The organism is Oceanobacter sp. 5_MG-2023 (assembly GCF_030548165.1).
Taxonomy (GTDB): domain Bacteria; phylum Pseudomonadota; class Gammaproteobacteria; order Pseudomonadales; family Oceanobacteraceae; genus Oceanobacter.
On record NZ_JAUORS010000009.1, the window covers coordinates 54,733 to 77,941 of the forward strand.

Genomic DNA, 23,209 nt, shown 5'->3' on the forward strand with positions numbered 1-23,209 from the left:
CAATTAACGCCGCTAGCACGCGCGGCTTTGTAGTGAAGGCGAAGCCGCACGAAAAAGCCGTCGCCGTGCCTGGCCTTGTTATGAAATCTACTCGATAGCGATAAAAATCTGAATTTCGCTATCACTTTTATACGACTCAAAGTCCGTGGTGTAAGCGCGGGTATACTCTGGATTGTCTGAGCCAAAGTATTCCCAAATCTTAGACCAAGTGTCTATAACAGTCTGAGGCATACTGCCGTTTCCCTCGAAGACCAAGTATCGGCCACCCTTGATCGTGACAGAATCAACAGCTCCATCGCCTTTGATCATGTCAGAACCTGCCAGCTCTTCAAACTCACCTGTAAAGTCCGACTCGTAGTTACAATAGACGCCCAGAATACTCGCTTCTTTTGATAGTGTTGGCGCAATATCACGATAGAAACGATGCCAAAGCCCCGATATTTTTGATGTATCTGGGCTCATCTCATCAGCGTTCTTGGTGCGGACTTTGATCCCTTTAACGGTTTTTTCATTAATCTGCGTAACGTACACGACTTACTCTCCTATATTTCATAACGAGGCTGTAGAAAAACCTGTTTCTAACCCGTTTTTCCCACCAACAACTCGCTCTCTGTTGTTAATTGTTGATTGCCGGTTTTGCCAGTAATCGCTTGTTTATTCTGTGTTTCCAGCCTTTTTAGGCTTTGGTTGTCTGTAAGCCAAGTATCGTGCTGCTTTCAGTGCCTGTTTAAGGCTGTATTCACTCTGTTTTACTGGCTGAGATGCCCGTATTTTGCCAGTTTTTCTACATTGTGCACGAGGCAATAAAGTTGCCATTGCCCCTGCACTTTGGTTTTGCTTCTCAGGCTGAAGCGGTTCAGTCTTTTGTTGGTGCCGATGTTGCCGAAGACCGGTTCGACAACGGACATCCGGTGGCTGTAGATTTGTTTGCCGTGGGGCTGTCGACGCGATGTTTCATCCAGTCGGTGTAACTCGGTGGCCGTTTGTCATTTAACGGGAAGCTGACTTGGCGGCCTGCACCTTTGCCGTGATTGGCTGCGGAGGGGTTCTTCATGCAACGGTCTTTTTCCTGATGTTCACTGAGGTGATGACGGATCAGGTGTTTGAGTTTCTGGCGTTTCTGTTCCAACTATTTAAAGGTGCCTGACCATTCCTTAGCGGCATTGGAGCGCATTTTACAGCCATCAATGGCAAAGAGTTCATGGCCTAAAAGCCCCTGCTGATCACAGATTAACAGCACCTGTTCAAACAGGTCTTCAATGGCTTTCGGCTAACTACTGACAAAATGAGCAAGGGTGGTGAAGTGCGGCACGGTATCGCAGGACAGGGCTTTAAAGAGGATATTGGTTTCACAGCACCACTGAATCTCACGGCTGGAGGTGATGCCTTTGGAATAAGCAAACAGGATGATTTTTAGCAAAATGGTTGGATCATAAGCCGGACGGCCTTCCGTGTCGTTTTTGTAGGGCTGGTGAAAAGCAGAGAGATCCAGCTTTTCAGCCTCTTTATAAAAAAACAGGGGTAATGCAGGGCATGCTCAAAAGTACCCGACTGCAGCTGATTCTGATAATTGATCCACCACCATCGACGTTTGATTGTAGTCGTAGTGCTTGAATCGAGCCATCACCGCCTCCTGCGTTTCAAAACCCGATCAGACCATAGGTCGGGAGGTTTTTCTACAGCCTGAACGCCGTGCTCACGCACCGGTTTGCAGCCGATTATTAAAGCCTGCCCAGCCAATACTGAGGACGCCGCCGGACATGTGAAACAGCCAGAACCTGAAAGCCGTCAGGCCTTTCTCGGTAAACGATAGAAAGGGGGAATCTGTGAAGGGGCGCTCAACGAATATCTGGCTGCGATTCAACTTGCCAAGCTTTTGGTGGCTCGCCAACTAAAGCGGCCAGGGCCTCAAATTCCTCTATGACGGCACCACCCAATCCCGGAACTTTTGATTCGTAATAACCAACTGTCTCCAGGAACTCGGCTTCCGCTGCCGGGTGAAAAGAATAGTTCATTTGATCAGTGTTCTAGCCTTCCTCATAACATCCTCACCAGACACAGCCTGCACTGTACCAGTGTCCAGCTCTTCGCCTCTGCGTCGAGCCTCAAGCAACCAATCGGATTTGAGTTCGTCTTCTGACGGAGACTCCAGGCTTAACACCAGTCGCTGGATCAACTGGGCTCGCTCTTCTTGCGGGAGGTGTAGCGCCTCGTCTTCAATTTTCTGGAGATTCATAAAATAACCTCTCGTTCACGTATTGCTTGATTTTGACACGGATAGGTAACAGGTGCCACGACTCCGTTTTTACGCTTTAACGAGGCTGTAGAAAAACCTGTTTCTAACCCGTTTTTCCCGCCAACAGCTCGCTCTCTGTTGTTTATTTTCGATTGCCGGTTTTTGTCAGCCATCGTTTGTTTGTTCTATGTTTCCGGCCTTTACGGTGATTGGCTGCGGATGAATTCTTCATGCAGCGGTGCTTTTTGTTGCAGTTCCGGCCTTGCAGCAGCCTGCCTTCAAAATAGGCGATGGGTTGGCCTTGCTCATTGTCTCGTGTACTGCGATGACTGATCTTGTTCCCTGCCGGGCAGATGCCCGTCATATGGATCGGGTCGAAGTTCACCTGTTTCAGGACGGTAAGTAGCATTCCGTAAATCTGTTCACTTGTGTGATTGACCCGACATATTCGCCGATTACAATGGCTGCCAATCTTACCAGGCGCTCGCTGTTCACAAAGGGTATGCGTACAGCAAAGATCGCCTTTTTACAGGAAGCATGCATCATGACCTACTGCGTCGCACTGAAAGTCGAGAACGGACTGGTTTTAACATCCGACTCCCGCACCAATGCCGGTGTTGACCATATCGCCAGCTTCCGCAAATTACATGTTCTCGAAGTACCGGGAGAGCGCGTTATCTTCCTGCAAAGTGCCGGTAATCTGGCCACCACGCAAAGTGTGATTACGCTACTGCAAACTACCATCCGTAACGCTGAGCGCCATGTACTGAATGTCCCGACCATGTTTGACGTTGCCGAACTGGTGGGCAAAACCATCCGCGAAGTGATCAAGCGCGACCAAGGGCAATCACAAGGTGTGGATTTCAGTTGCAGCATGTTGATCAGTGGGCAAATCAAGGGCGAACCCCACCGCCTGTTCCATGTGTACTCACAAGGCAACTTTATTGAAGCCGGGGAAGACACTCCATACTTTCAGGTTGGCGAAAGCAAATACGGCAAGCCGATACTGGACCGCATTATCGACTTCAACACCCCGCTGGATCGCGCCATGTTGTGCAGCCTGATTTCGATGGATTCGACCCTGCGCAGTAATCTGTCGGTCGGTATGCCGCTCGATCTGGTCTGTTATCACGCTGGCAGTGTCAAAAACCCGGGTCTGATCCGGCTGCAGGAAAACGATGAGATGTTCCATCAGGTGCGCCTGGCCTGGTCGGAAGGCATCAAGGAACTGTTTGACAGCTTGCCGCTGCTGACCCGTGACGTCTGTCAGCCGATAGCAGACGAGGCATAAAAAAACCCTCACTGGCTGTGCCAGTGAGGGTTTTCAAATAACCGGAGTCGGCCGATAAGCCGGGTTCTGTCTTGGACAATCATTCATCTAGGCCAGCAATTGCTCACTGGCTCAAGCGACCTACCCGTTCCCAGCGCGGGCCGCGCCTGTAGGGAACCTATTTGGTCTTGCTTCGGGTGGAGTTTACCGTGCCACGAACTGTTACCAGACGCGCGGTGCGCTCTTACCGCACCCTTTCACCCTTACCTGATCCTGCTTTTTACAAGAAAAAGAGGCCATCGGCGGTTTGCTCTCTGCTGCACTGGTCGTAGGCTCACGCCTCCCAGGCGTTACCTGGCACCCTGCCCTTTGAAGCCCGGACTTTCCTCCCCCTGCATGCCGAAACATACAAGCGACGACTGTCTGGCCGACTCCGGCGCGGAGACTATCATAAAAATGTCATACAGCACACCGGCAGAACCGCAGCGCAGCGGTGCTGGTGCTGGCTGTCAGCCAGATCAGGCGTCTTTTCATCAGGCGTCTTTCCAACCCAATGCTTTTTGATACAGCTCTTTTTTATTCTCGCCGGTCAGTTCAGCAATAATAGCGGCGGCTTTTTTTGGTGGCAGCTCGGCCAGCAATAGTTTGAACAGCCGTTCGGTATCGATTTCAGACGCTGGTGATGGTGATTGATTACCGCTGACCATCACCACAAATTCGCCTTTTTGATGATCTTCATGGCTCGATAGCTGGGCATGGATATCCATCAATGTACCGCGATAAAAACTCTCGAAGGTTTTGGTTAATTCCCGCGCAACCACAGCCTCACGCTGATCACCGAGCACTTCGGCCATATCCGCAAGGGTATATAAAATCCGGTGTTTGGCTTCGTAGAAAACCAGAGTACAGGTATCTTGCGACACGGCTCGCAAGCGCTCTTTGCGGCCACTGCTTTTGTGGGGCAAAAAACCTTCAAAGGTAAAGCGGTCGGTGGGTAAACCGGCAGCCGACAGAGCGGTAATAATGGCGCTGGCCCCTGGAATCGGCACCACCTTGTGGCCAGCCTGGCGTAATGCCTGCACCAGAGGATAACCAGGATCAGAAATCAGCGGCGTGCCAGCGTCGGATACCAGAGCCATATCATGGCCCTGGTCCAGGTGATCTTTCACCTGCTGGATACGCTCACGTTCGTTGTGATCGTGTACCGATAACATCGGCTTGCGCAGGCCGAGGTGCTGGAGCAATCTCTGGGTATGTCTGGTATCCTCGCAGGCAATGATATTCACGGCACTCAGCACTTGGCGGGCCCGCTCAGTCAGGTCAGCCAGGTTGCCAATAGGCGTTGCCACGACGTACAGCGTGGCGCTAACAGAATCGGGAAGAGAGCTCATGCGGGGAAATACACCTGGGGGATGGAAATTCTTGGCGACCGCAACAGCGGCTATGCTGTTGGGTCTTGCTGGATGCACTACGACACCTCAAGACACGACTCCGGTAAAGGCCATTCAGCCTGTACAGGTGAGTAATGCCGAGCTGCTGCAACGCGCTGGTACTGCGATTGAAAGGGGCGAGTTTGGCAACGCCAGACAGTATTTGCAACAACTGCAGCAACGGAACCTGACGAACAGCGAGCGTATCGAGCAGTGGTTAGTCGCCACGGTGCTGGCGTTAAAGTCCGGCCAGCCTGACGATGCCGAACAGTCTCTGCAGCAGTTACAGTCCCTTCGAGACCAGGCTACTCCGTCCCAGGATTCCCGTATCAGTTTGTTACGCGCCACACTTTACGGCCAACGTGGTGAGCACTATGCCGCGGTACAAGAGCGAGTGTTTATTGCGCCTCTGCTGCAAGGTTCGTTGGCCAACAGTAACCATGAGGCTATCTGGGGTCAGTTAATGGCCATGTCGGAAGAAGAACTGGCCGACAAGCGCGCAGAAAATACCGGCTCGGTTCTGGGGCAATGGATTGAGCTGGCTCTGCTAAGCCGTCATTCCAGCCTCAGTGTCGACGAGCAACTTGCCTCGCTGGCGCGGTGGCGTCGTCAAAACCCCACCCACCCTGCTGCCCTGCAGTTACCCGGCAGCCTGGCCTACCTGACCCAATTGGCCAACCAACGACCAGAGCGAGTGGCTCTGATGTTACCGTTATCCGGCCCGCTGGCCGCTTCCGGAGAAGCCATTCGGGATGGTTTTCTGGCAGCCTATTATCAGGCCATTGCAACGGAACAGCCGACCCCGGAAGTCACTCTGATCGACAGCCAGGGCGTGGATTCCATCAGCCAGGGATACGCGGAAGCATTAATGAGCGGTGCCCAGTGGGTTGTTGGGCCGGTCAGCAAGCAGGAAGTCGTCGCGCTGGAGCAACGCCAGGATTTGGCCATTCCGACACTGGCACTGAACTACGGTGATCCCGCCGCAGACAACGAAGCCACCACGTCAGCCAACCTGTACCAATTTGGCCTTGCCCCTGAAGATGATGCCATACAGGCCGCAAACCAGGCCTGGGCCGATGGCCACCGCCGGGCGCTGGTGATGATTCCCGAAGGTTCTTGGGGTGAGCGTATCTTTACGGCTTTCCGCGATCACTGGGAAGCCTTGGGCGGCGTACTGGGAGAAACCCGTTTCTATACGCAACAGAACGATTACAACCCGGATATCAAAGCCCTGTTGAACGTGGACGACAGCGTCAACCGTAACCGGAAAATGCGACAGCTGTTACGCCAGACCACTGAATTTGAACCTCGCCGTCGTCAGGATATCGACTGGGTATTCCTGGTAGCTCAACCGCAACAGGCGCGCCAGATCAAACCAACGCTGGCCTTTAACTTTGCCGTTGATTTACCCGTGTACGCCACATCCCACGTATACAGTGGCCATAACGATACCGATCACGACCGTGATCTCGATGGTATCCGTTTTTGCGACTTACCCTGGGTGCTGGAAGGTGGCCCGCTATATGATCAGGTCGAGCAAAACAGCGACAATGGCCAGGGCCCTTACCTGCGCTTGTACGCGCTGGGCGTCGATGCCTATCGCCTGTTACCGCGTCTGCCACAGCTGCAGGCTTTCCCGAACAGCCGTCTGGAAGGTGAAACCGGTGTCATACAGCTGGATGCCGAACGCCGCGTTCATCGCCAGAGCGTTTGTGCCATATTCCGTGATGGCCGTCCGGTACTGCTGAGTCAGGAATAACCGGGTGGTTCGATGACCTCGCAACGGCTATCCCGTCGTGCCCAGGGCCAACAGATAGAAGACGCTGCAGAGCAGTTCTTGTTGGCTCAGGGACTCACACTTGAAGCCCGTAACTATTACACCCGTCGGGGTGAAATAGATCTGGTCTGCCGCCATAACACGGTGCTGGTGTTTATCGAAGTCCGTTATCGCAAGCGTAACGCCCATGGTTCTGGTGCAGAATCCGTCACCCCCGCGAAACAACAAAAGCTGCGTCTGGCGGCCGAGCACTATCTGCAACACCGCTATCCTCACGCCTTGCCAGACTGCCGTTTTGATGTGTTATCCGGCAGTGGTAAACCGGTTATCTTTGACTGGATACAAAATGCCTTCTGACTCTTACTGTATTTGATATGCAATTCCTTCTGGCATGTTGGTCTTGCCCGGTCGATGCATTACCATTGGCTGCTTCTGTTGACGGAGAACCGCCGTGCAAGATCGCATCATCAGCCATTTTGGCAACAGTATTGAAACCAAGGCACTCGCTGCCGAACAGCTGCCGCCATTTATTGAACGGGGCGGCCAAACCATGGTGAACGCCATCCTCAGTGGCAACAAGATTCTCAGTTGTGGCAACGGTGGCTCGGCTGGCGATGCCCAGCATTTTTCCTCGGAAATGCTCAATCGTTTTGAACGCGAGCGTCCAGGACTGCCTGCTTTTGCCCTGACCACCGACTCATCCACCATGACGTCGATTGCCAACGATTACAGCTACAATGAAGTGTTTTCCAAACAGATTCGGGCACTGGGTAACAAGGGGGATATTCTGCTGGCGATCTCCACCAGTGGTAACTCTGCCAACGTGGTGCAAGCGATTCAGGCTGCCCATGAGCGGGAAATGACCGTGATTGCCCTGTCGGGTAAGGATGGTGGTGACATGGCATCGCTGCTGACCACCGACGATGTGGAAATCCGCGTGCCTTCGACGGTAACTGCACGTATTCAAGAGGTTCACCTGCTGGTGATCCATTGTCTTTGCGACTATATCGACTGTTCGCTGTTCGGCGAGGAATAAGAGGAATAAGACAGGGCAAGGCGAGCAACTGGCTCGCCTTGCCTGTTACCTTGCTACCTTAATGATCTTTCAATGATCTTTCAGGCGATGAATGCCTAACGCCTTCAAGGTGTACTTTTCAAATATCGGTTCACTGGAACCGGTTTTCATCTTGCGCATAAAGTACTTCTCAAAACCCACCTTGGCCAGATGCACCCATTTGCCTTGTTTGAACCAGGTGACATTACGCGGTGGAATCTGTGGAATCGCCACAAACGCTGCCCCGGTATCTCCCATATCAGCCAAACAGATCGCACTCCAGGTACCTTTGGAATCCGCCACACCCCCTTCCAGATCGGCCTGCAGATTATGCGCAATGGCAGTCATCATGGATTCAATCATATAGCCGGTTTTGGGTGTTCCGGTTGGCACTGGTGTCTCTTCTACCGGCGGAATCGCCACACACACACCAGCGGCATAGATATTTTTCCAGGTCGGGTTACGCTGGAATTCATCAATAATCACAAAACCTTTCGGGTTTACCAGCCCTTCCACCGCCGCTACCGGTTCGACCCCGGCAAAGGCTGGCAACATCATGGAATGTTTAAATGGCACTTCGTGCTGCTGTTTTAATGAACCGTCGTCGTTCATCTCGTCCACATACATCATGCCTGCTTCTACCCGCGTCACGTTGGCATTGGTAATCCATTTGATATGACGGTTACGCAGCTCGCTTTCGATCATCGATTTTGAATCGCCTACGCCACCCAGGCCCAAATGGCCAATATAGGGTTCGCTGGTGATATAGGTCATGGGAACCTGGTCCCGGACTTTTTTCTTGCGCAGTTCCGTTTCCAGAATAAAGGCGTATTCATATCCAGGGCCAAAACACGAAGCCCCCGGAAATGCGCCAACAATCACTGGCCCTGGCTCATCAATCAGGTTATCCACATCGTCACGGCAAGCTTCAGCATGATCCAGCGTACACACCGACTGGGTAAAACCACCGTGCGGGCCTGCTCCTTCCACCGCGGCGAAATTCAGTTTCGGGCCGGTACAAATAACCAGATAATCGTACTGTTGCAGAGAGCCATCTTGTAGCGTCAGGCAGTTCTCGTCCGGATCGATTGCCGTTACCGCAGAGGCAATAAATTCGATACCTTTCTTTTCCAGGTAGGGACGAATCGGGAAGCTGATTTCCGGTCGCTCACGCCAGCGTACTGCAATCCAGGGGTTAGACGGCACAAACTGGAAGTCTTCCCGTTCATTAATTACCGTGACCTGATGGTCTTTGCCCAATAGCTCCCGGATTTCATATGCCCCGGCCATGCCGCCTGTGCCTGCACCCAATACAATGACTCTTGCCATGCTCAGCCTCTCTTTTTTTTGTGTGTCGATACCATTAGGGGACACCTATTTAATCCGGTGCTCACTCTGGGCCACCGCCGACTTGCAGGCCTGACGGGTCAAGTCAAAAGTCGGCGACACCGAGTCGAGATCATCCGGCAGCCCCCGAAGAGCGCGGGTTGCCGTCGTCCAGTGCGGTGTTGACGAATTTGAAAAGGACTCGTCATTTCGCTGCATTCATCGCCTTGCCCTGAACAACGGCAACACTCGCGCAGAGACGTGCAGGATTAAATAGATGTCCCTATTACATTAGCAACAGAGAGGCCAATATTCCTCAACAGGAATATTTAAAAATTATGACAAGCAATCACTAATAAAATCAAAGTGTTGGACAAGCCAGTCCAAGCAACAACTGTCACACGATAAACATAACAACGGAGTGTGGCCGGGAAATTTTGTTGAAACAGGCCATTTGGCTGCCATTATTTTCAGTAGACTGCCAAAAATGACAGGCAACAAAAATCACCCAAACAACCCCTGCCAGCGGCTGGCAAGGGTTGTCTGTTTCCCAATCAATTCTGGATCAGAGAGTGACCGGCTAAGGTGCGTTACGCTCAGACGGGTCGGTTTTGAAATCTTGCAGCAAGGTGTGTGGATTCACCTCACTCCGGTGAGTAGCGGTAGCTTGCGCCCACCAGACCAGTTGACTGAAAGCCCGATCAAAATAACCAAACCAGGCCCCCTGCTCTTCCCCGGCTTGCATCGAACCATCAGCAGCAAACACAGCCTGGGCCTTGGGTACATGAATCATGGCAGACACAGACAAGCAGCCCAATTCCGCCAAAAACGTACGCATTCCTACCGCAGCTCGCATACCACCCCACTGACCTGCCGAGTAAGTCACGATAGCGCTGGGCTTGTAGGAAAATAGTGAACTGCCAAAATGATTCAGCAAATTGGCCAGTGCAGGACTCATCGAATGGTTATATTCCGGGCTGACCATAATAAAGCCATCGGCGGAGGCAATTTTCTCTGCCAACCGATTCAGCGCAGCAGGTGCCCGGCCTTCAGCATACGCAAAATGCGGTTTGAAAACCGTTTCGAGCGGATAATCCAAAGCATCAATCAATTCGATGTCGTGCTCTTTATAACGCTGTTCAAGACATGTCAGGCAGGCTTTTGCCACCCGCTCACCCAATCGAGCTGGTCGTGGCGGGGTACTGTCGCGCACAGTGCCCAGAAAAATCAGTAATTTCATACACAGCATCCATCAGTTGACTATATACAGCTGCCCAAACAAACACATACCGGTTATTTATGGGTTCTGGTGTAAATTCGATAGATCAACGCCATAACCATACAGACAGCCGCCGGAAACAGCAGGGTCATAAAATAGTATTCACTATAGAGTAAAACACCGATAACACCACCGGATATAAACCCGGCAATAATAAGAGTAAACAGTTTTAATTTCCTGATATCGAGCTCTTCGCCACGAAGAAACGCACCGATCATGATTCCAAGATCGGTAAAGATACCGGTAACATGTGTTGTTCGGATAATTGCCCCACTATAGGTAGTAGCCATGGCATTTTGTAAACCACAGGCAGCAGATGCCAGATAATGCCCATAAAAAAACTCTTTGGATAATAGCAAAAAAGCCATTGTCAATAAAACCGCTTCCAGTATCAGCAGGGTATCGTAATGTCGCCCCAGTTTCAGGGCAACACCATGCAGCATAAAGCCGGATATTGCCGATCCCATCAAAAAGGCCAGCATAAGACCGGAAATATGAAGAACATTTCTTAAAGAATCTGTAATCAGGCTGGTACCCAGCAATGTAGCAATACCCGACAAATGAGAAACTGACTGATGTTCGAATCCTAATAAACCGACTGCGTTAACAACACCGGCGATCAATGCCAATACAAAAGCGCCGGTTTCAACCCATTTGGGCAATTGTGAAATCAATCCCAGGGTACTCCTATACCGCTAGAGTCCACCACCAAGGTGAACGATACCTAGTCATAAAAACAACAAACCAAAATCCAATTCCATGTGATATTTCCCAGCCTTGCAGAAACAAAGAAATATTCATTCAACGCCTCATACTCTAGCGAGATTTGTTATCTCTGGCCAGAGTAAGGCTTTCATTTGATGATTATTTGCTCAATTTTCAGACGATAGTAGAACACCACAGCAGGGGTAACAGCACGACCCGGGACAGGATGACAGCGGCCAGCCTTCCCTTTGGCCCTGTCGGTGGACCAGGGCGAAGCATGGGGTCATGACTCAAACAGCCGCTGCGAGCCAGCACCGGGCTCGCCATACTCTCGTGACTGTGCCGTGACTGTGCTGTGCCGTACTCAGTGACGTGCCCCGTGCTGTTCTCTTCGACGCCAGCAGGCTATTCCAAGCCCAACATGAAAATGTTTATCACTTATACAGTCAGCAATATAATATATATTTTTTCAATGATTTATAATGAATAATTCAGCGACATACTGTTCTGTTTTCAAATATTCTGAAAATCATATTCATGCCCTGCGGATCAATCGATACTTGCGTTATATCAAGTACTCCTAACAAATAGAGGTCTACAGTTTACTTGCCATTAAAATTCTTTGAGGATTGCATTATGCCTGCTACTACTTTTTATATTCCTAGTGTCAACCTGATGGGCAGCGGTTGCCTGAAAGAAGCGGCGACAGCCATTGAATCCTACGGCTGGAAAAAAGCACTGATTGTTACCGATGCACCGCTGGTCAAACTCGGTGTTGTGGGTCAGGTTGCTGAGTTATTGGCCTCGCACAATGTCACCTCGGTGGTTTACGACGAAGTCAAACCAAACCCCAACGTCACCAATGTCGAGCACGGCCTGGCCATCCTGAAAGAAAACAACTGTGATTTTGTGATTTCCCTGGGTGGCGGTTCACCTCATGACTGCGCCAAAGGTATCGCTCTGGTAGCCACCAATGGTGGTGATATTGCCGACTACGAAGGTCTGGATCAGTCCGCTAAACCGCAGTTGCCGCTGGTTGCCATTAACACCACCGCAGGCACCGCCAGTGAAATGACCCGCTTCTGTATCATTACTGACGATACTCGCCATGTAAAAATGGCCATCGTCGACAAGCACACCACGCCGCTGCTTTCCGTCAATGATTCCGATCTGATGTTGGGTATGCCACCTTCACTGACCGCCGCCACCGGTATGGACGCACTGACTCACGCCGTCGAAGCCTATGTATCAACCGCAGCCACTCCGATTACCGACGCCTGCGCCCTTCAGGCCATTCGCCTGATCAGCGACAACCTGCGCACTGCTGTCACCGATGGCAGCAACGCAGAAGCCCGCGAGCAAATGGCTTACGCCGAGTTTCTGGCAGGCATGGCTTTTAATAACGCCTCTCTGGGTTATGTACACGCGATGGCTCACCAACTGGGCGGTTTTTATGACCTTCCTCATGGCGTGTGTAATGCCATTCTGTTGCCACATGTACAGGCATTTAACGCCAAGGTCGCGTCACCACGACTGGCTGATATAGCCGCCGCAATGGGTTGTGATGTACTGGGTAAATCCGCTGAAGATGCCGCCCAAGACTGCATCGCCGCAATTCGCACCCTGTCTGCGGATGTCAATATTCCAGCGGGTGTTGCCCAGTTGGGAGCCAAGGAAGAAGATATCCCGACGCTGGTTGAAAATGCCATGAAAGATGCCTGTGGTATCACCAACCCGATCCAGCCAACATTTGAAGAAGTGGCGCAAATCTTTAAAGAAGCCATGTAAAACAGAGGTAATCATTAAGCTCAATAATGGATGATTACCCAGCCTGATTATTCATCGATACTTGGGTGAATAATCGGGCTGACCATAACAACATCATTGAGCCATAATGACTCAGGCCAACCAATAGCAGGCAAGCATAAACTGCTATAAACATTATCGAAGCACAGCCTGTTATTATAGGTAACATCAATCCAGAAGCATTATTTATAACGCATTAACTCACACCCCTTTGTCCACTGAATAAGGATCTGAATATGCAAGCTGGAGGCATTAAAATCATTCCGGCCACGGTCAGCCTCATCATTATTTTACTGATCTGGTTTGTTATTCCTGTGCCTGAAGGCGTTTCGCCTTCAGCCTGGCATTTATTGGCGCTTTTTGTGGGTACCATTGCTGCCATTATCGGTAAGGTGATGCCCATTGGTGCCATCGCCATGCTGGCCATCACCCTGGTTGCTATCACCGGCGTCACCAACGACAGCCCCAAAGGAGCCATTGCAGACGCTCTCAGTGGTTTTTCCAACTCATTGATCTGGCTGATTGGTATCGCCATCATGATTTCCCGAGGCTTGGTTAAAACCGGTCTTGGCAATCGGATTGGCTATCATTTTATTGCTTTATTTGGCAGTAAAACCCTCGGAGTCGGTTATGCCCTGGCGTTATCCGAACTGGTGCTGGCCCCCGTCACCCCCAGCAATACCGCCCGTGGTGGTGGCATTATTCACCCCATTATGAAATCCATTGCCGGCAGTTTTGGCTCTTGCCCGGAGCAAGGAACACAACGGAAAATAGGCCATTACCTGGCACTGGTGAATTACCACAGCAACCCTATTACCTCTGCCATGTTTATTACCGCCACGGCTCCGAACCCGCTGGTTGTCAAACTCGTCGCCGATGCTACCGGCATGGCGATCAGTATCAGCTGGGCAACCTGGGCTCTGGCCGCATTATTGCCCGGGCTGGTATGTATTCTGCTGATGCCGCTGATTATCTATTGGATTTACCCACCAGAAATTACCCAAACACCCGACGCCCGCCGTTTTGCCCATCAGCAGCTGGATGATATGGGGACCATGCATTTTGACGAAAAAATCATGGTTGGTGTTTTTGCCCTGTTATTGATTTTGTGGGCCGGGTTGCCTGCCATCCTGTTTGGCGATGCCTTTGCCGTTAATACCACCGCCGTGGCTTTTCTCGGGTTATCAGTCTTGCTGGTGTCTGGCGTATTGAAGTGGGACGATATACTGAAAGAAAAATCCGCCTGGGACACCGTCGTCTGGTTCTCAGCACTGGTTATGATGGCAACCTTCCTGAATAAACTGGGGCTGGTTGGCTGGTTTTCCCACCAGGTTGAGAGCCATATCGCCGACTTTGGTTTTAACTGGCAATTATCGGTGCTGATTCTGGTGGCAGTGTATTTTTACGCCCACTACTTTTTTGCCAGCACCACCGCGCATATTACCGCCATGTTTGCCGCATTTTATGCTGCTGGGCTGGCGCTGGGAGCACCCCCCATGTTCCTTGCCTTGCTGATGGCTGGCGCCTCTTCCCTGATGATGTCCCTCACCCATTATGCCACCGGAACCTCACCAATTATCTTTGGCTCTGGCTACGTCTCCATGGAGGACTGGTGGATCATGGGCCTGGTAATGAGCGTGGTAAACCTGATTATCTGGACGTTGGTTGGGGCGATTTGGTGGGGTATATTAGGGTACTGGTGATCACGAAGTAAGCGGTTACTAAAAGATTGGCGGAATGTATTTGGTGCCCGGCTAGAAGCCTAATAATTACAGGGGGAGGTTGCTCCCCTTTTTAGCTGGATTACGGTTTAGCAATCAGATTCCATGAATGCAAATCAGGATTACATCGCATGACCTTGATACCTTTTTCCCTCCAAGAATTTAATAAACCCTTGAGTTCTTCTCCAGTCAATAAATTTTTCTTTGTTACATTCTTACGAATATGGTGCCCCAAATATATTTCTTTTATTGAGTTTTCTGGTATATCAAAACAATATAGAGGCCTACCAGAAATAGTTATTTTATTCCACTCATCGTGACGACCTTGTCCGATATGATAACCCAAAGGAATTCCTGATATTTTTTTAACCACTCTTACTTCCTCTTCGTAACCCCATTCGATTGACTTGTATAAGAATGCCCTTTTCACAAGATTAAATGCATCTGGATCAAATCTCAATTCTTGCCCAATTTCCATGAGAGTATCTGCACTAATAACTGGCAAGTCTTTATGTGGTTTGGTTGCAGAGTAAATCACTTCGCCATATTGACTAGGAATAACGCATTTTTCGACACAAGAAAAGCCAGCAATATCAACATCAATTCCTATGACAACACCTTGATGTTCATCTCCATAGTGTGACCACATCAAACTATTTAGCGGCTGCCTGGTTAAAGACAAGATTCCGTATTTTCTGGAAAATCTGTTCCTGCACGCCGCTGCCACTGTAGTTAAATAAGAATTTATCTCCGTCCCATTATTCGTAAAACCAAAAGCGGTACATTCAAATGGATCATTCAAATCTTCGAGGCATGAAAAGCCTAATGATAGAGTATCAATGACCTTACATGCAGTTTCAAAGGACATGTACTTATATAATATCATGGAAGCGCCTTTTGAGAGCTAACGTGGAAACGAATCGGTCTTCTGCCACACTTTGCTGCTCTGGTCACAAATAGTAAACAACTACTCTGGCTGACCACAATCCGGGCAATGCGGGTTGCCGGGTAATTCCCAACAACGCTGATCCCCTGTCAGGGCATCGAATGTCTTCAGTCGACCTGGGCGGGTGTCGCCGATCCGGGCAATAAATTTCAGCGCTTCCAATGCCTGTAATGAACCGATAACCCCAACCAGAGGGGCCAGCACGCCACTGTCGGCGCAACTGAGTCCATCACTGCTCAGGTCCGGGTAGAGACAGCGGTAACACGGGCTGTTGCTGTCTCTTGGGTCAAACCAGATCCATTGGCCTTGTGTGCCCGTAGCGGCAGCCGATAACCATGGCGTCAAGGTTGTCAGGCAGGCCTGATTCAGCTGGTAACGAATATCGGCATTATCGGTGCAATCCAGCACCACATCGACGCTATCCAGTTGCTGTTGCAACCAGGTTTGATCGGCTCGACGCTGAATGGCTGTTACCTGGCAGTCCGGGTTGAGTGCTCGCAGGTTGGTCGCGGCGGAATCGACTTTGGCGCGCCCGAGGTCGGCATCGCCGTGGATAATCTGGCGCTGTAGGTTGGACAATTCCACCTGATCGTCATCGACCAGGATCAACTCGCCCACACCGCTGGCGGCCAGATACAGTGCAACCGGAGAGCCCAATCCACCCAATCCGATGATCATTACCCGGGCGCGTAACAGTGCCAGTTGGCCATCGAGGTCCAGCTCTGGCAGCAAAAGATGACGGCTGTAACGCAGTAGTTGTTGATCTGAGAGAGTGTCCATTTTCTATTCCTTCGACAGGATGGCTTGGGTCATACGCATCAGGCCAACACCTCAGGCCAACCGGATTTGAGGCCAGCGTCCGCCAGTAATGCGTGGCTGGCCGCCCAGATCATGCCGGGTATCGATATCGACAAAGCCCTGTTGCGCCAAACAGGCGGCAACTGCTTCTGCCTGTTGATAGCCATGTTCCAGCAACAGCCAGCCGTCGGCGTTAAGAAAAGCCGGTGCCTGGCTGATGATATATTTCAGGTCTGCCATGCCTTGTTGTTCCGCAACCAGGGCACTGCGCGGCTCGAAGGCCACATCTCCTTGCACCAGATGCGGATCATCGGAGTCGATATAAGGCGGATTGGAGACGATAAGGTCAAATTGCCCTCTCAGGGCGTCAAACCAGTGGCTGTGCAAGAAGGTGGCCTTGATCTGGTTACGCCGGGCATTACGCTGTGCCAGTTCAACGGCGGGCAAACACACATCGACCCCGGATACCTGCCAGCTCGGCTGTTCGCTGGCTAGCGCCAGGGCAATAGCACCGGTGCCGGTACCAAGGTCCAACACCCGCGCGGTGGCCAGCAAGGGTAATTCCAATGCCCATTCCACCAGGGTTTCGGTATCGGGACGGGGAATCAGAGTGCTGGCATTCACTTCCAGATCGAGTGACCAGAACGCGCGCTGACCCAGAATATGGGCTATCGGTTCTCCTTCACAGCGACGTACTAACAGCGGTTCGAGTTGCGCGCGCGCGGCCGCCGCCAGGGTTTTGTCACCCCAGGTATAAAGCCAGGTACGAGGCTTTTGCAGTACATGGCCAACCAGTAATTCGGCATCCAGCCGGGCGCTGCTGTCTTGCGGGTCATGGGCATGACAGCTTGCTTCCAGCCGCTGTCGTGCAGCTGCCAGCCAGGCGTCGATGGTCTGACTCATTGGCCGGACATATCCGCCAGCAGGTTAGCCTGATGTTCCTGCGCCAACGGCCCGAGAATCGGGTTGAGGTCTCCCTGTACAATCTCGTCGAGCTTGTACAGGGTGAGGTTTATGCGGTGGTCGGTGACTCGCCCTTGCGGATAGTTATAGGTGCGGATTCGCTCAGAACGGTCCCCCGATCCCACCAGGCTTTTGCGGGTGGCAGCCAGTTCGGCATGAGCTGCCTGCCGCTGGGCATCACGCAAGCGAGTCGCCAGAACGGCCAGTGCCTTGGCGCGGTTTTTATGCTGCGAGCGTTCGTCCTGGCATTCGACAACCAGACCTGTCGGCAAATGCGTTACGCGAATAGCGGAGTCGGTTTTGTTGATGTGCTGACCACCGGCACCGGAGGCACGAAAGGTATCGATACGGAGATCATTCTTGTTGATATCGATTTCTTCTTCACTGTCGACTTCTGGCATCACTGCAACGGTACAGGCCGAGGTATGAATACGCCCCTGGCTTTCGGTTTCTGGTACGCGCTGCACCCGGTGGGCACCGGATTCAAATTTCAGCCGCGAGTAAACATCCGTCCCGGCAATGCGCGTGATCACTTCCTTGAAGCCGCCGTGTTCACCTTCGCTGGCGCTCATCAGTTCGGTGCGCCAGCCCTGGGTTTCGGCAAAACGGGTGTACATGCGATACAGGTCACCGGCAAAAATTGCCGCTTCGTCGCCACCTGTGCCGGCCCGGATTTCGACAATCACGTTGCGGCCATCGTCCGGGTCTTTTGGTAATAGCAGGATTTCCAGCTCGCCGCTCAAGGCTTCCAGCTGTGCCTTGGCGGCGTGCTGTTCTTCTTCGCCCATGGCGCGCATGTCGGGGTCGCTGTCATTGGCCAGCAGATCAGCTTCATCCAGGTCAGCTTGTGCTTGCTGGTAGCGGCCAAAGGTCTGGGCCAGGCTTTCCAGCTCGCTGTATTCTCGTGATAGTTGGCGGAACTTGTTCTGATCGTTAATCACTTCCGGGTCGGAGAGCAAGTGTCCGATTTCTTCGTAACGCTCGGAGAGCGATTCCAGTTTGTGCAAAAGGGAGGCTTTCATGTTCTATCATCGCTGTTGCTGGCGGCATCGGCGGCATCACTGAGCTGGAACAGCTCACGGGTACTGTCGAAGACATCCATGCGACCGTCGGCGGCTGCTTTACGCAGGGCAATCGTCGGTGCATGAAGCAGTTTATTGCTAAAAGTATGGGCAAACTGGCGCAGGACTTTTTCGGGTTCGGCACCGTTCTGCAGTTGTTTGATCGCTTTGATCAGCTGTTCTTCACGCAGTGTGTCGACATGAGAGCGCAGGTCCGTCACGGTATGAACGGCATCGAGCACTTTCAGCTCGCGCATAAAGTGTTCAACGCCCGCCAGAATCAGCTCTTCGGCTTGTTGCGCGGCGTCTTCACGCGAGCGGACATTTTCTTCAATGATATTGCGCAGATCATCGACGGTGTACAAATAGACATCGCTCAGGTCGGCGACTTCGGCCTCAATATCACGGGGAACGGCAATATCAACCATGAACATGGGCTTGTGGCGGCGTTTTTTAAGGGCTTTTTCAACCGCGCCTTTACCCAATACCGGGAGCGGGCTGGCGGTAGAGGTGATCACGATATCGGCTTCGGTCAGTACTTCCGGAATATCTTCCAGCAGCACCGCTTCGGCGTGAAATTCTTCGGCCAGATGTTGCGCCCGTGCCAGGGTACGGTTGGCGACAATGATTTTTTCAATACCCGCCTGGCGTAAATGCCGGGCCACCAGTTCGATGGTTTCCCCGGCACCAATCAACAGCGCGGTGCTGCGACCCAGGTCGGCAAAAATATGCTGTGCCATCCGTACGGCAGCAAAGGCCACCGAGACCGGGTTCTCGCCAATGGCGGTATCGGTGCGGACGCGTTTGGCAATCGAGAATGTCTGGCGAAACAGCCGTCCCAATTCGGACCCGACGCTGCTCGCTTCCTGCGCTACGGCGAAAGCGGACTTCATTTGCCCGAGGATTTGTGGCTCACCCAGTACCAATGAGTCCAGCCCACTGGCGACTCGCATGGTGTGTTGTACCGCTTCTTCGCCTTCGAGACAGTAAAGTGCGTTATCCAATTCTCGTGCATCCAGCCCATGATGCCCGGCAAGCCAGTCTCTAACGTGTGTCCAACGGAACTCTGCAGACGATCCGTAGATCTCAGTACGGTTGCAGGTTGAAAGAATGACAACCTCGGCAGCCGCCTTGTCCTGGCAAATGTCGACCAGAGCGGCGGGCATGGTAGCGGGATTAAATGCAACGCGTTCACGCACGGACACCGGTGCGGTCTTATGGTTAATTCCCAGAACCCAGATACCCATTACGCTGTGTGCTACCCCTGATCGAAAAGCGCGGATTATAAACGCCAGCGCTTGGCTTTACCGCTTAAATCTTTGACTTAGTGTGTCATCTAACCCTAAATAGACACAAAATTTTCTGGCAATTCAGGTGTTATCGACTCCTGAAGGCCCTCGTTCCGGAAGAAACAGAGTGTTCACAACATCGTTGACAGCCGCTCCGAACGCGACATCTTTACTGCATTCAGCCGGTAGTAAAGGTGCCTCTCTCTCTCATTGGCTCCTCACAACCCTGGCATTCGGCATCCTGTTGCCGGGCTGTGCCAGCCAACAAATGCAGCCTGATGAGCCTCTTGCCAGTACTCCGGCAGTCACACAATCGATCGAGCCAGAAGAAACCGCTGTTGCTGCTGACGAAGTCGAAGACGAAAGAGTGGCCAATTTCAGCCAGACAGAACTGGTCGAACTGCTCACCGCCGAGTTTGCCGGACAGCGTCAGCAGTTCGAACGTGCTCGTGACGGTTATCTTGCTTCCGCCAAGCGCACCGGCAATCCACAAATTGCTGCCCGAGCTACCCAGGTCTCCCAATATATGGGAGCGTATCCGCAAGCGATCCAGGCCGCCAATATCTGGCTTGCTGCCGATCCTGACAACGCCGAGGTCCATTGGCAACTGGCGCAGTTGTATATGGCACAACGGCAGTTTGTTGATGCGCTGGGACATTTACAAAAATTGCAGGCGCTCACCGGTGACAGTCATTACGAATTACTGGCTTCTACTGCGTCTCTCGGTGCAGAAAGTGATCGCAGGCCATTACTTGATGCTCTGTCACAAGCACTGCAGAAAGATCTTGATAATCCGTCGCTCTGGACTGCGGTGGGAATTCTGGAACAAGGTACCGGCAACGATACCAGCGCCCTTGAGCATTTCAACCAGGCATTGGTACTGGATAGCGCAAATCTGCCGGCATCGGTCTTCAAGGCGCGAATGCTGGCAGCAAGAAGTGACAAACTTGCTGCTCTGGCCTGGGTCGAGCAAGTCCTGCAACAACACCCTGACCATAAAGGTATGCAAGTGCTGCGTGCCCGGCTCTTGCTGAATACCGACCAGATCCTGCTCGCCCGACAGGCTTTCAGTGACTTGCACCAGCAATACCCTGGCGACCATACCGTGTTGCTGTCACTGGGGCTGATTGAATTTGATATGGGAGAAGATCAGTCCTCTTACCTGCATCTGGTCAGTCTGCTGGAGAGTGGCGCGCATCAGAATCAGGCACTGTTTTATCTCGGACAACTGTCAGAGCGGCTTAATCAACCGGATCAGGCGCTTGAGTATTATATCCAGGTTAAAGACAGCCGAGAGTTTATGCCCGCCCACCTTAATGCCGCGGCACTGATCGCCGAGCAACAAGGTATCCAGAGCGCCGTTGCTTACCTGACAACCTTGCGCCAGAGCTTCCCCAAAAGACACACAGAACTGACCATACTGGAAGCCAGCCTGCTGACCGACTATGGCCAGTATCAGGAGTCAATGGATCGTTATACCCGGCTTATTAATGACAACCCCAATGATGCCAAGGTTATCTACTACCGGGCATTGGTCGCCGAACGCATGAATAACCTGCCACTCATGGAACAGGACCTGAGGCGGGTTATTGAGCTGCAACCCGACAACGCCGATGCCCTCAATGCCCTCGGCTATACTCTGGTCGACCGCTTGCATCGTATTGAGGACGGCTTGCCGCTGCTGCAACGGGCGCTGGCATTACGTCCCAACAGTCCAGCCATTATCGACAGCCTGGGCTGGGCCTACTTTAAACTGGGTGACTACCAGAAAGCCGAACCCTTGCTACAGCAAGCCTTTACTATCATTGCCGATCATGAAATCGCCGCTCATTACGGCGAACTGCTCTGGATCACCGGGGCGCAACAACAGGCCAAGGCCGTCTGGCAGTCCGGACTGCAAGATCAGCCTGACAGCACCATTATCGAGAACACGCTGCAGCGTCTGAAGGTCGATCTGAATGATCAGTAATCCGATCTCGATGGCGCACGCTGCGCCACACGTCCGCTCCCGATGGGTAGTGCCGCTGCTCCTGCTGTTCGTCAGCGCCCTCTCTTCCTGTTCGCTCTTGCCCGGTGACCAGCAGTTACAACAACGTCAGCTGGATCAACTGCAACACTGGCAGCTGCGCGGTAAATTATCGGTCACAACACAGAATGACAGCGTGACCGGCTACCTCACCTGGCAACAAGACCAGCAGCAGTACGATCTGTTTATTACCGGCCCCATGGGTCAGGGGTCATCCCGCCTGGAGGGTAATCAGCATAACGCGACCTTGACCTTGCCAAACCATGACCAGCCCCTGACCGCAGCCAACGCAGAAAGCTTGATGGCGGATCACCTTGGCTGGTACTTGCCGGTGAGTGGTATTCGTTACTGGGTCAAGGGGCAACCGGCACCGGATGGCGATGCCACCAGTCAGTTTGATGATTATGGTTTGCTCAGTCATCTACAGCAAAACGGCTGGACCTTGCGCTTTAGCCGCTACCAACAGCAACAGGGCATCTGGCTGCCCGGACTGATCAAGATCCAGGGTTACCATTACTCTCTGACTCTGGCGATTAACGAATGGACATTGTATGACTGATACTGCCAACCCCTGGGTCAGAGTACCGGCACCCGCCAAACTCAATCTGATGCTGCATATTACCGGTCGGCGACCCGACGGTTACCATAACCTGCAAACCCTGTTTCAGTTTCTCGATTACAGCGACTGGCTGGAGTTTCGGTGCCGAGAGGATGACCAGCTGACACTCACACCAGCCATTGATGGTGTTGAGCATGAATCCAACCTGATTATTCGTGCTGCGCGGTTGTTACAGAATCTTGCCAAAACACAAGGCCGGACTGTGCCCGGGGCTGATATTCGTTTGACCAAGCGCTTGCCAATGGGAGGTGGCCTTGGTGGTGGCAGTTCCGATGCCGCCACGACACTGCTCACTCTGAATCAATTATGGCAGTGCCATCAATCGCTCGACCAGCTCGCTGCCCTGGGTCTTACCCTTGGAGCTGATGTGCCGGTTTTTGTACAGGGCCAGGCGGCCTTTGCTGAGGGTGTCGGTGAACAGCTAACGCCGGTACCCGAGCTGGAAGAAAAGTGGTTTCTGGTGGTTCGGCCCGATGTCCATGTAAACACGGGAAAAGTTTTTTCACATAAGTGTTTGACAAGACACACTCCTGTAATTAATATGCGCCTCGCACTTGAGCAAGGGGGCAATAACGATTGCCAGCAAGTTGTCTCAATGATTTATCCTGAAGTTGGTAAAGCATTGAATTTGCTAAATAAATTTTCCTTTGCTAAGATGACGGGAACCGGAGCTTGCATATTCTCAAGCTTCGACTCGGAAGCAGAAGCCGCAAAGGTTTCTGAGCAGTTACCGGCTGAATATGAACGCTTTATTGCGCGGGGTATTAACTACTCACCAGCACATAAGATATTATTCAGACCGTCCTAGATTGGGGTGTCGCCAAGTGGTAAGGCAACGGGTTTTGATCCCGTCATCCGCAGGTTCGAGTCCTGCCACCCCAGCCAACTCTTTTTCTCCCAATT

24 protein-coding genes, 1 tRNA gene and 1 other RNA gene are annotated in these 23,209 nt (G+C 52.1%); 10 read left to right on the top strand and 16 right to left on the bottom strand.

The genetic code is table 11. The features are described from left to right. Positions 1-87: 87 nt before the first annotated feature. From Q4551_RS07925 to Q4551_RS07950, 6 genes are all read right to left on the bottom strand, one after another. Positions 88-531, bottom strand: coding sequence for a GyrI-like domain-containing protein (locus Q4551_RS07925; RefSeq protein ID WP_303432985.1), 444 nt, complete (start codon positions 529-531; stop codon positions 88-90). Between the two features lie 218 nt (positions 532-749). Further along, positions 750-962: a transposase gene (locus Q4551_RS07930; protein WP_368501379.1), complete on the bottom strand. Its 213-nt coding sequence runs from the start codon at positions 960-962 to the stop codon at positions 750-752. Positions 963-1,270: 308 nt separating this feature from the next. After that, complete coding sequence (locus Q4551_RS07935; RefSeq protein WP_303432987.1) at positions 1,271-1,420, bottom strand: transposase; 150 nt, start codon at positions 1,418-1,420, stop codon at positions 1,271-1,273. Between the two features lie 418 nt (positions 1,421-1,838). Continuing rightward, complete coding sequence (locus tag Q4551_RS07940) at positions 1,839-2,015, bottom strand: hypothetical protein (RefSeq protein WP_303432988.1); 177 nt, start codon at positions 2,013-2,015, stop codon at positions 1,839-1,841. Continuing rightward, the gene (locus tag Q4551_RS07945; protein WP_303432989.1) at positions 2,012-2,236 is read right to left on the bottom strand and encodes an addiction module protein; all 225 of its coding nucleotides are present in this window, start codon (positions 2,234-2,236) and stop codon (positions 2,012-2,014) included. The genes Q4551_RS07940 and Q4551_RS07945 overlap by 4 nt, the downstream gene beginning before the upstream one ends. Before the next feature lie 142 nt (positions 2,237-2,378). Next, on the bottom strand, positions 2,379-2,645 hold the full coding sequence (locus tag Q4551_RS07950) for a hypothetical protein (protein WP_303432990.1): 267 nt from the start codon (positions 2,643-2,645) through the stop codon (positions 2,379-2,381). Between the two features lie 135 nt (positions 2,646-2,780). Here Q4551_RS07950 and Q4551_RS07955 point away from each other — a divergent pair, with 135 nt between their 5' ends. Then, entirely contained in the window at positions 2,781-3,527 is a 747-nt protein-coding gene (locus tag Q4551_RS07955; protein ID WP_303432992.1) for a proteasome-type protease, read from the top strand. Between the two features lie 39 nt (positions 3,528-3,566). Here the strand turns inward: Q4551_RS07955 and rnpB are convergent. After that, an RNA gene (gene rnpB, locus Q4551_RS07960) (RNase P RNA component class A) lies at positions 3,567-3,941 on the bottom strand. Positions 3,942-4,039: 98 nt separating this feature from the next. After that, positions 4,040-4,897: a 16S rRNA (cytidine(1402)-2'-O)-methyltransferase gene (rsmI, locus tag Q4551_RS07965; protein ID WP_303432994.1), complete on the bottom strand. Its 858-nt coding sequence runs from the start codon at positions 4,895-4,897 to the stop codon at positions 4,040-4,042. Positions 4,898-4,928: 31 nt separating this feature from the next. Between rsmI and Q4551_RS07970 the strand changes: the two genes are divergently transcribed. The 3 genes from Q4551_RS07970 (at position 4,929) to Q4551_RS07980 (ending at position 7,749) form a co-directional block, all read left to right on the top strand. Beyond that, positions 4,929-6,695 carry a penicillin-binding protein activator gene (locus Q4551_RS07970; protein ID WP_303432997.1) on the top strand — a complete coding sequence of 589 codons (1,767 nt, stop codon included), beginning with the start codon at positions 4,929-4,931 and terminating at the stop codon, positions 6,693-6,695. Positions 6,696-6,707: 12 nt separating this feature from the next. Then, positions 6,708-7,070 carry a YraN family protein gene (locus Q4551_RS07975; protein ID WP_303432998.1) on the top strand — a complete coding sequence of 121 codons (363 nt, stop codon included), beginning with the start codon at positions 6,708-6,710 and terminating at the stop codon, positions 7,068-7,070. Between the two features lie 94 nt (positions 7,071-7,164). Beyond that, positions 7,165-7,749 carry a phosphoheptose isomerase gene (locus Q4551_RS07980; protein WP_303432999.1) on the top strand — a complete coding sequence of 195 codons (585 nt, stop codon included), beginning with the start codon at positions 7,165-7,167 and terminating at the stop codon, positions 7,747-7,749. A gap of 69 nt (positions 7,750-7,818) precedes the next feature. Here Q4551_RS07980 and Q4551_RS07985 read toward each other — a convergent pair whose 3' ends face one another. The 3 genes from Q4551_RS07985 to Q4551_RS07995 form a co-directional block, all read right to left on the bottom strand. Further along, a complete protein-coding gene (locus tag Q4551_RS07985; protein ID WP_303433001.1) occupies positions 7,819-9,096 on the bottom strand; it encodes an NAD(P)/FAD-dependent oxidoreductase in 1,278 nt (425 codons plus the stop codon). Between the two features lie 577 nt (positions 9,097-9,673). Next, the gene (locus Q4551_RS07990) at positions 9,674-10,333 is read right to left on the bottom strand and encodes an NADPH-dependent FMN reductase (RefSeq protein ID WP_303433002.1); all 660 of its coding nucleotides are present in this window, start codon (positions 10,331-10,333) and stop codon (positions 9,674-9,676) included. 53 nt (positions 10,334-10,386) lie between these two features. Further along, on the bottom strand, positions 10,387-11,046 hold the full coding sequence (locus tag Q4551_RS07995; protein WP_303433003.1) for a YoaK family protein: 660 nt from the start codon (positions 11,044-11,046) through the stop codon (positions 10,387-10,389). 667 nt (positions 11,047-11,713) lie between these two features. Here Q4551_RS07995 and yiaY point away from each other — a divergent pair. Both yiaY and Q4551_RS08005 read left to right on the top strand, forming a co-directional pair. Further along, positions 11,714-12,865 (top strand): L-threonine dehydrogenase, encoded by a 1,152-nt coding sequence (gene yiaY / locus Q4551_RS08000; protein ID WP_303433004.1) that lies wholly within the window; start codon positions 11,714-11,716, stop codon positions 12,863-12,865. A gap of 254 nt (positions 12,866-13,119) precedes the next feature. Further along, positions 13,120-14,586 carry an anion permease gene (locus tag Q4551_RS08005; protein WP_303433006.1) on the top strand — a complete coding sequence of 489 codons (1,467 nt, stop codon included), beginning with the start codon at positions 13,120-13,122 and terminating at the stop codon, positions 14,584-14,586. A gap of 100 nt (positions 14,587-14,686) precedes the next feature. On the opposite strand, the gene Q4551_RS08010 is transcribed toward Q4551_RS08005, so the two are convergent. The 5 genes from Q4551_RS08010 to hemA all read right to left on the bottom strand — a co-directional run bounded on the left by Q4551_RS08010 (position 14,687) and on the right by hemA (position 19,619). After that, positions 14,687-15,472, bottom strand: a complete 786-nt coding sequence (locus Q4551_RS08010) for a DUF2971 domain-containing protein (protein WP_303433007.1) — start codon at positions 15,470-15,472, stop codon at positions 14,687-14,689. A gap of 99 nt (positions 15,473-15,571) precedes the next feature. After that, positions 15,572-16,330 (bottom strand): molybdopterin-synthase adenylyltransferase MoeB, encoded by a 759-nt coding sequence (locus Q4551_RS08015; RefSeq protein ID WP_303433008.1) that lies wholly within the window; start codon positions 16,328-16,330, stop codon positions 15,572-15,574. Between the two features lie 51 nt (positions 16,331-16,381). Beyond that, entirely contained in the window at positions 16,382-17,251 is an 870-nt protein-coding gene (prmC, locus tag Q4551_RS08020) for a peptide chain release factor N(5)-glutamine methyltransferase (protein WP_303433009.1), read from the bottom strand. Then, the gene (gene prfA, locus Q4551_RS08025; RefSeq protein ID WP_303433010.1) at positions 17,248-18,333 is read right to left on the bottom strand and encodes a peptide chain release factor 1; all 1,086 of its coding nucleotides are present in this window, start codon (positions 18,331-18,333) and stop codon (positions 17,248-17,250) included. Before prfA ends, prmC begins: the two co-directional genes overlap by 4 nt. After that, positions 18,330-19,619 (bottom strand): glutamyl-tRNA reductase, encoded by a 1,290-nt coding sequence (hemA, locus tag Q4551_RS08030; RefSeq protein WP_303433011.1) that lies wholly within the window; start codon positions 19,617-19,619, stop codon positions 18,330-18,332. The genes prfA and hemA overlap by 4 nt, the downstream gene beginning before the upstream one ends. A 169-nt stretch (positions 19,620-19,788) precedes the next feature. Here hemA and Q4551_RS08035 point away from each other — a divergent pair, with 169 nt between their 5' ends. The 4 genes from Q4551_RS08035 (at position 19,789) to Q4551_RS08050 (ending at position 23,191) form a co-directional block, all read left to right on the top strand. After that, positions 19,789-21,630, top strand: coding sequence for a tetratricopeptide repeat protein (locus tag Q4551_RS08035; RefSeq protein WP_303433012.1), 1,842 nt, complete (start codon positions 19,789-19,791; stop codon positions 21,628-21,630). Further along, positions 21,620-22,246 (top strand): lipoprotein insertase outer membrane protein LolB, encoded by a 627-nt coding sequence (lolB, locus tag Q4551_RS08040; RefSeq protein ID WP_303433013.1) that lies wholly within the window; start codon positions 21,620-21,622, stop codon positions 22,244-22,246. Before Q4551_RS08035 ends, lolB begins: the two co-directional genes overlap by 11 nt. Continuing rightward, positions 22,239-23,114 (top strand): 4-(cytidine 5'-diphospho)-2-C-methyl-D-erythritol kinase, encoded by an 876-nt coding sequence (ispE, locus tag Q4551_RS08045; RefSeq protein ID WP_303433014.1) that lies wholly within the window; start codon positions 22,239-22,241, stop codon positions 23,112-23,114. The genes lolB and ispE overlap by 8 nt, the downstream gene beginning before the upstream one ends. A 2-nt stretch (positions 23,115-23,116) precedes the next feature. Continuing rightward, positions 23,117-23,191 (top strand) — tRNA-Gln (locus Q4551_RS08050). The last annotated feature ends 18 nt before the right edge of the window (positions 23,192-23,209 follow it).

Excerpts from the sequence above, each read along its gene's own strand:
- Q4551_RS07940 (WP_303432988.1), bottom strand. The coding sequence starts at position 2,015 with ATGAACTATTCTTTTCACCCGGCAGCGGAAGCCGAGTTCCTGGAGACA.
- Q4551_RS07945 (WP_303432989.1), bottom strand. The coding sequence starts at position 2,236 with ATGAATCTCCAGAAAATTGAAGACGAGGCGCTACACCTCCCGCAAGAA.
- Q4551_RS07950 (WP_303432990.1), bottom strand. The coding sequence starts at position 2,645 with ATGCTACTTACCGTCCTGAAACAGGTGAACTTCGACCCGATCCATATG.
- Q4551_RS07955 (WP_303432992.1), top strand. The coding sequence starts at position 2,781 with ATGACCTACTGCGTCGCACTGAAAGTCGAGAACGGACTGGTTTTAACA.
- rsmI (WP_303432994.1), bottom strand. The coding sequence starts at position 4,897 with ATGAGCTCTCTTCCCGATTCTGTTAGCGCCACGCTGTACGTCGTGGCA.
- Q4551_RS07975 (WP_303432998.1), top strand. The coding sequence starts at position 6,708 with ATGACCTCGCAACGGCTATCCCGTCGTGCCCAGGGCCAACAGATAGAA.
- Q4551_RS07985 (WP_303433001.1), bottom strand. The coding sequence starts at position 9,096 with ATGGCAAGAGTCATTGTATTGGGTGCAGGCACAGGCGGCATGGCCGGG.
- Q4551_RS07990 (WP_303433002.1), bottom strand. The coding sequence starts at position 10,333 with ATGAAATTACTGATTTTTCTGGGCACTGTGCGCGACAGTACCCCGCCA.
- yiaY (WP_303433004.1), top strand. The coding sequence starts at position 11,714 with ATGCCTGCTACTACTTTTTATATTCCTAGTGTCAACCTGATGGGCAGC.
- Q4551_RS08005 (WP_303433006.1), top strand. The coding sequence starts at position 13,120 with ATGCAAGCTGGAGGCATTAAAATCATTCCGGCCACGGTCAGCCTCATC.
- Q4551_RS08010 (WP_303433007.1), bottom strand. The coding sequence starts at position 15,472 with ATGTCCTTTGAAACTGCATGTAAGGTCATTGATACTCTATCATTAGGC.
- Q4551_RS08015 (WP_303433008.1), bottom strand. The coding sequence starts at position 16,330 with ATGGACACTCTCTCAGATCAACAACTACTGCGTTACAGCCGTCATCTT.
- prmC (WP_303433009.1), bottom strand. The coding sequence starts at position 17,251 with ATGAGTCAGACCATCGACGCCTGGCTGGCAGCTGCACGACAGCGGCTG.
- prfA (WP_303433010.1), bottom strand. The coding sequence starts at position 18,333 with ATGAAAGCCTCCCTTTTGCACAAACTGGAATCGCTCTCCGAGCGTTAC.
- hemA (WP_303433011.1), bottom strand. The coding sequence starts at position 19,619 with ATGGGTATCTGGGTTCTGGGAATTAACCATAAGACCGCACCGGTGTCC.
- lolB (WP_303433013.1), top strand. The coding sequence starts at position 21,620 with ATGATCAGTAATCCGATCTCGATGGCGCACGCTGCGCCACACGTCCGC.
- ispE (WP_303433014.1), top strand. The coding sequence starts at position 22,239 with ATGACTGATACTGCCAACCCCTGGGTCAGAGTACCGGCACCCGCCAAA.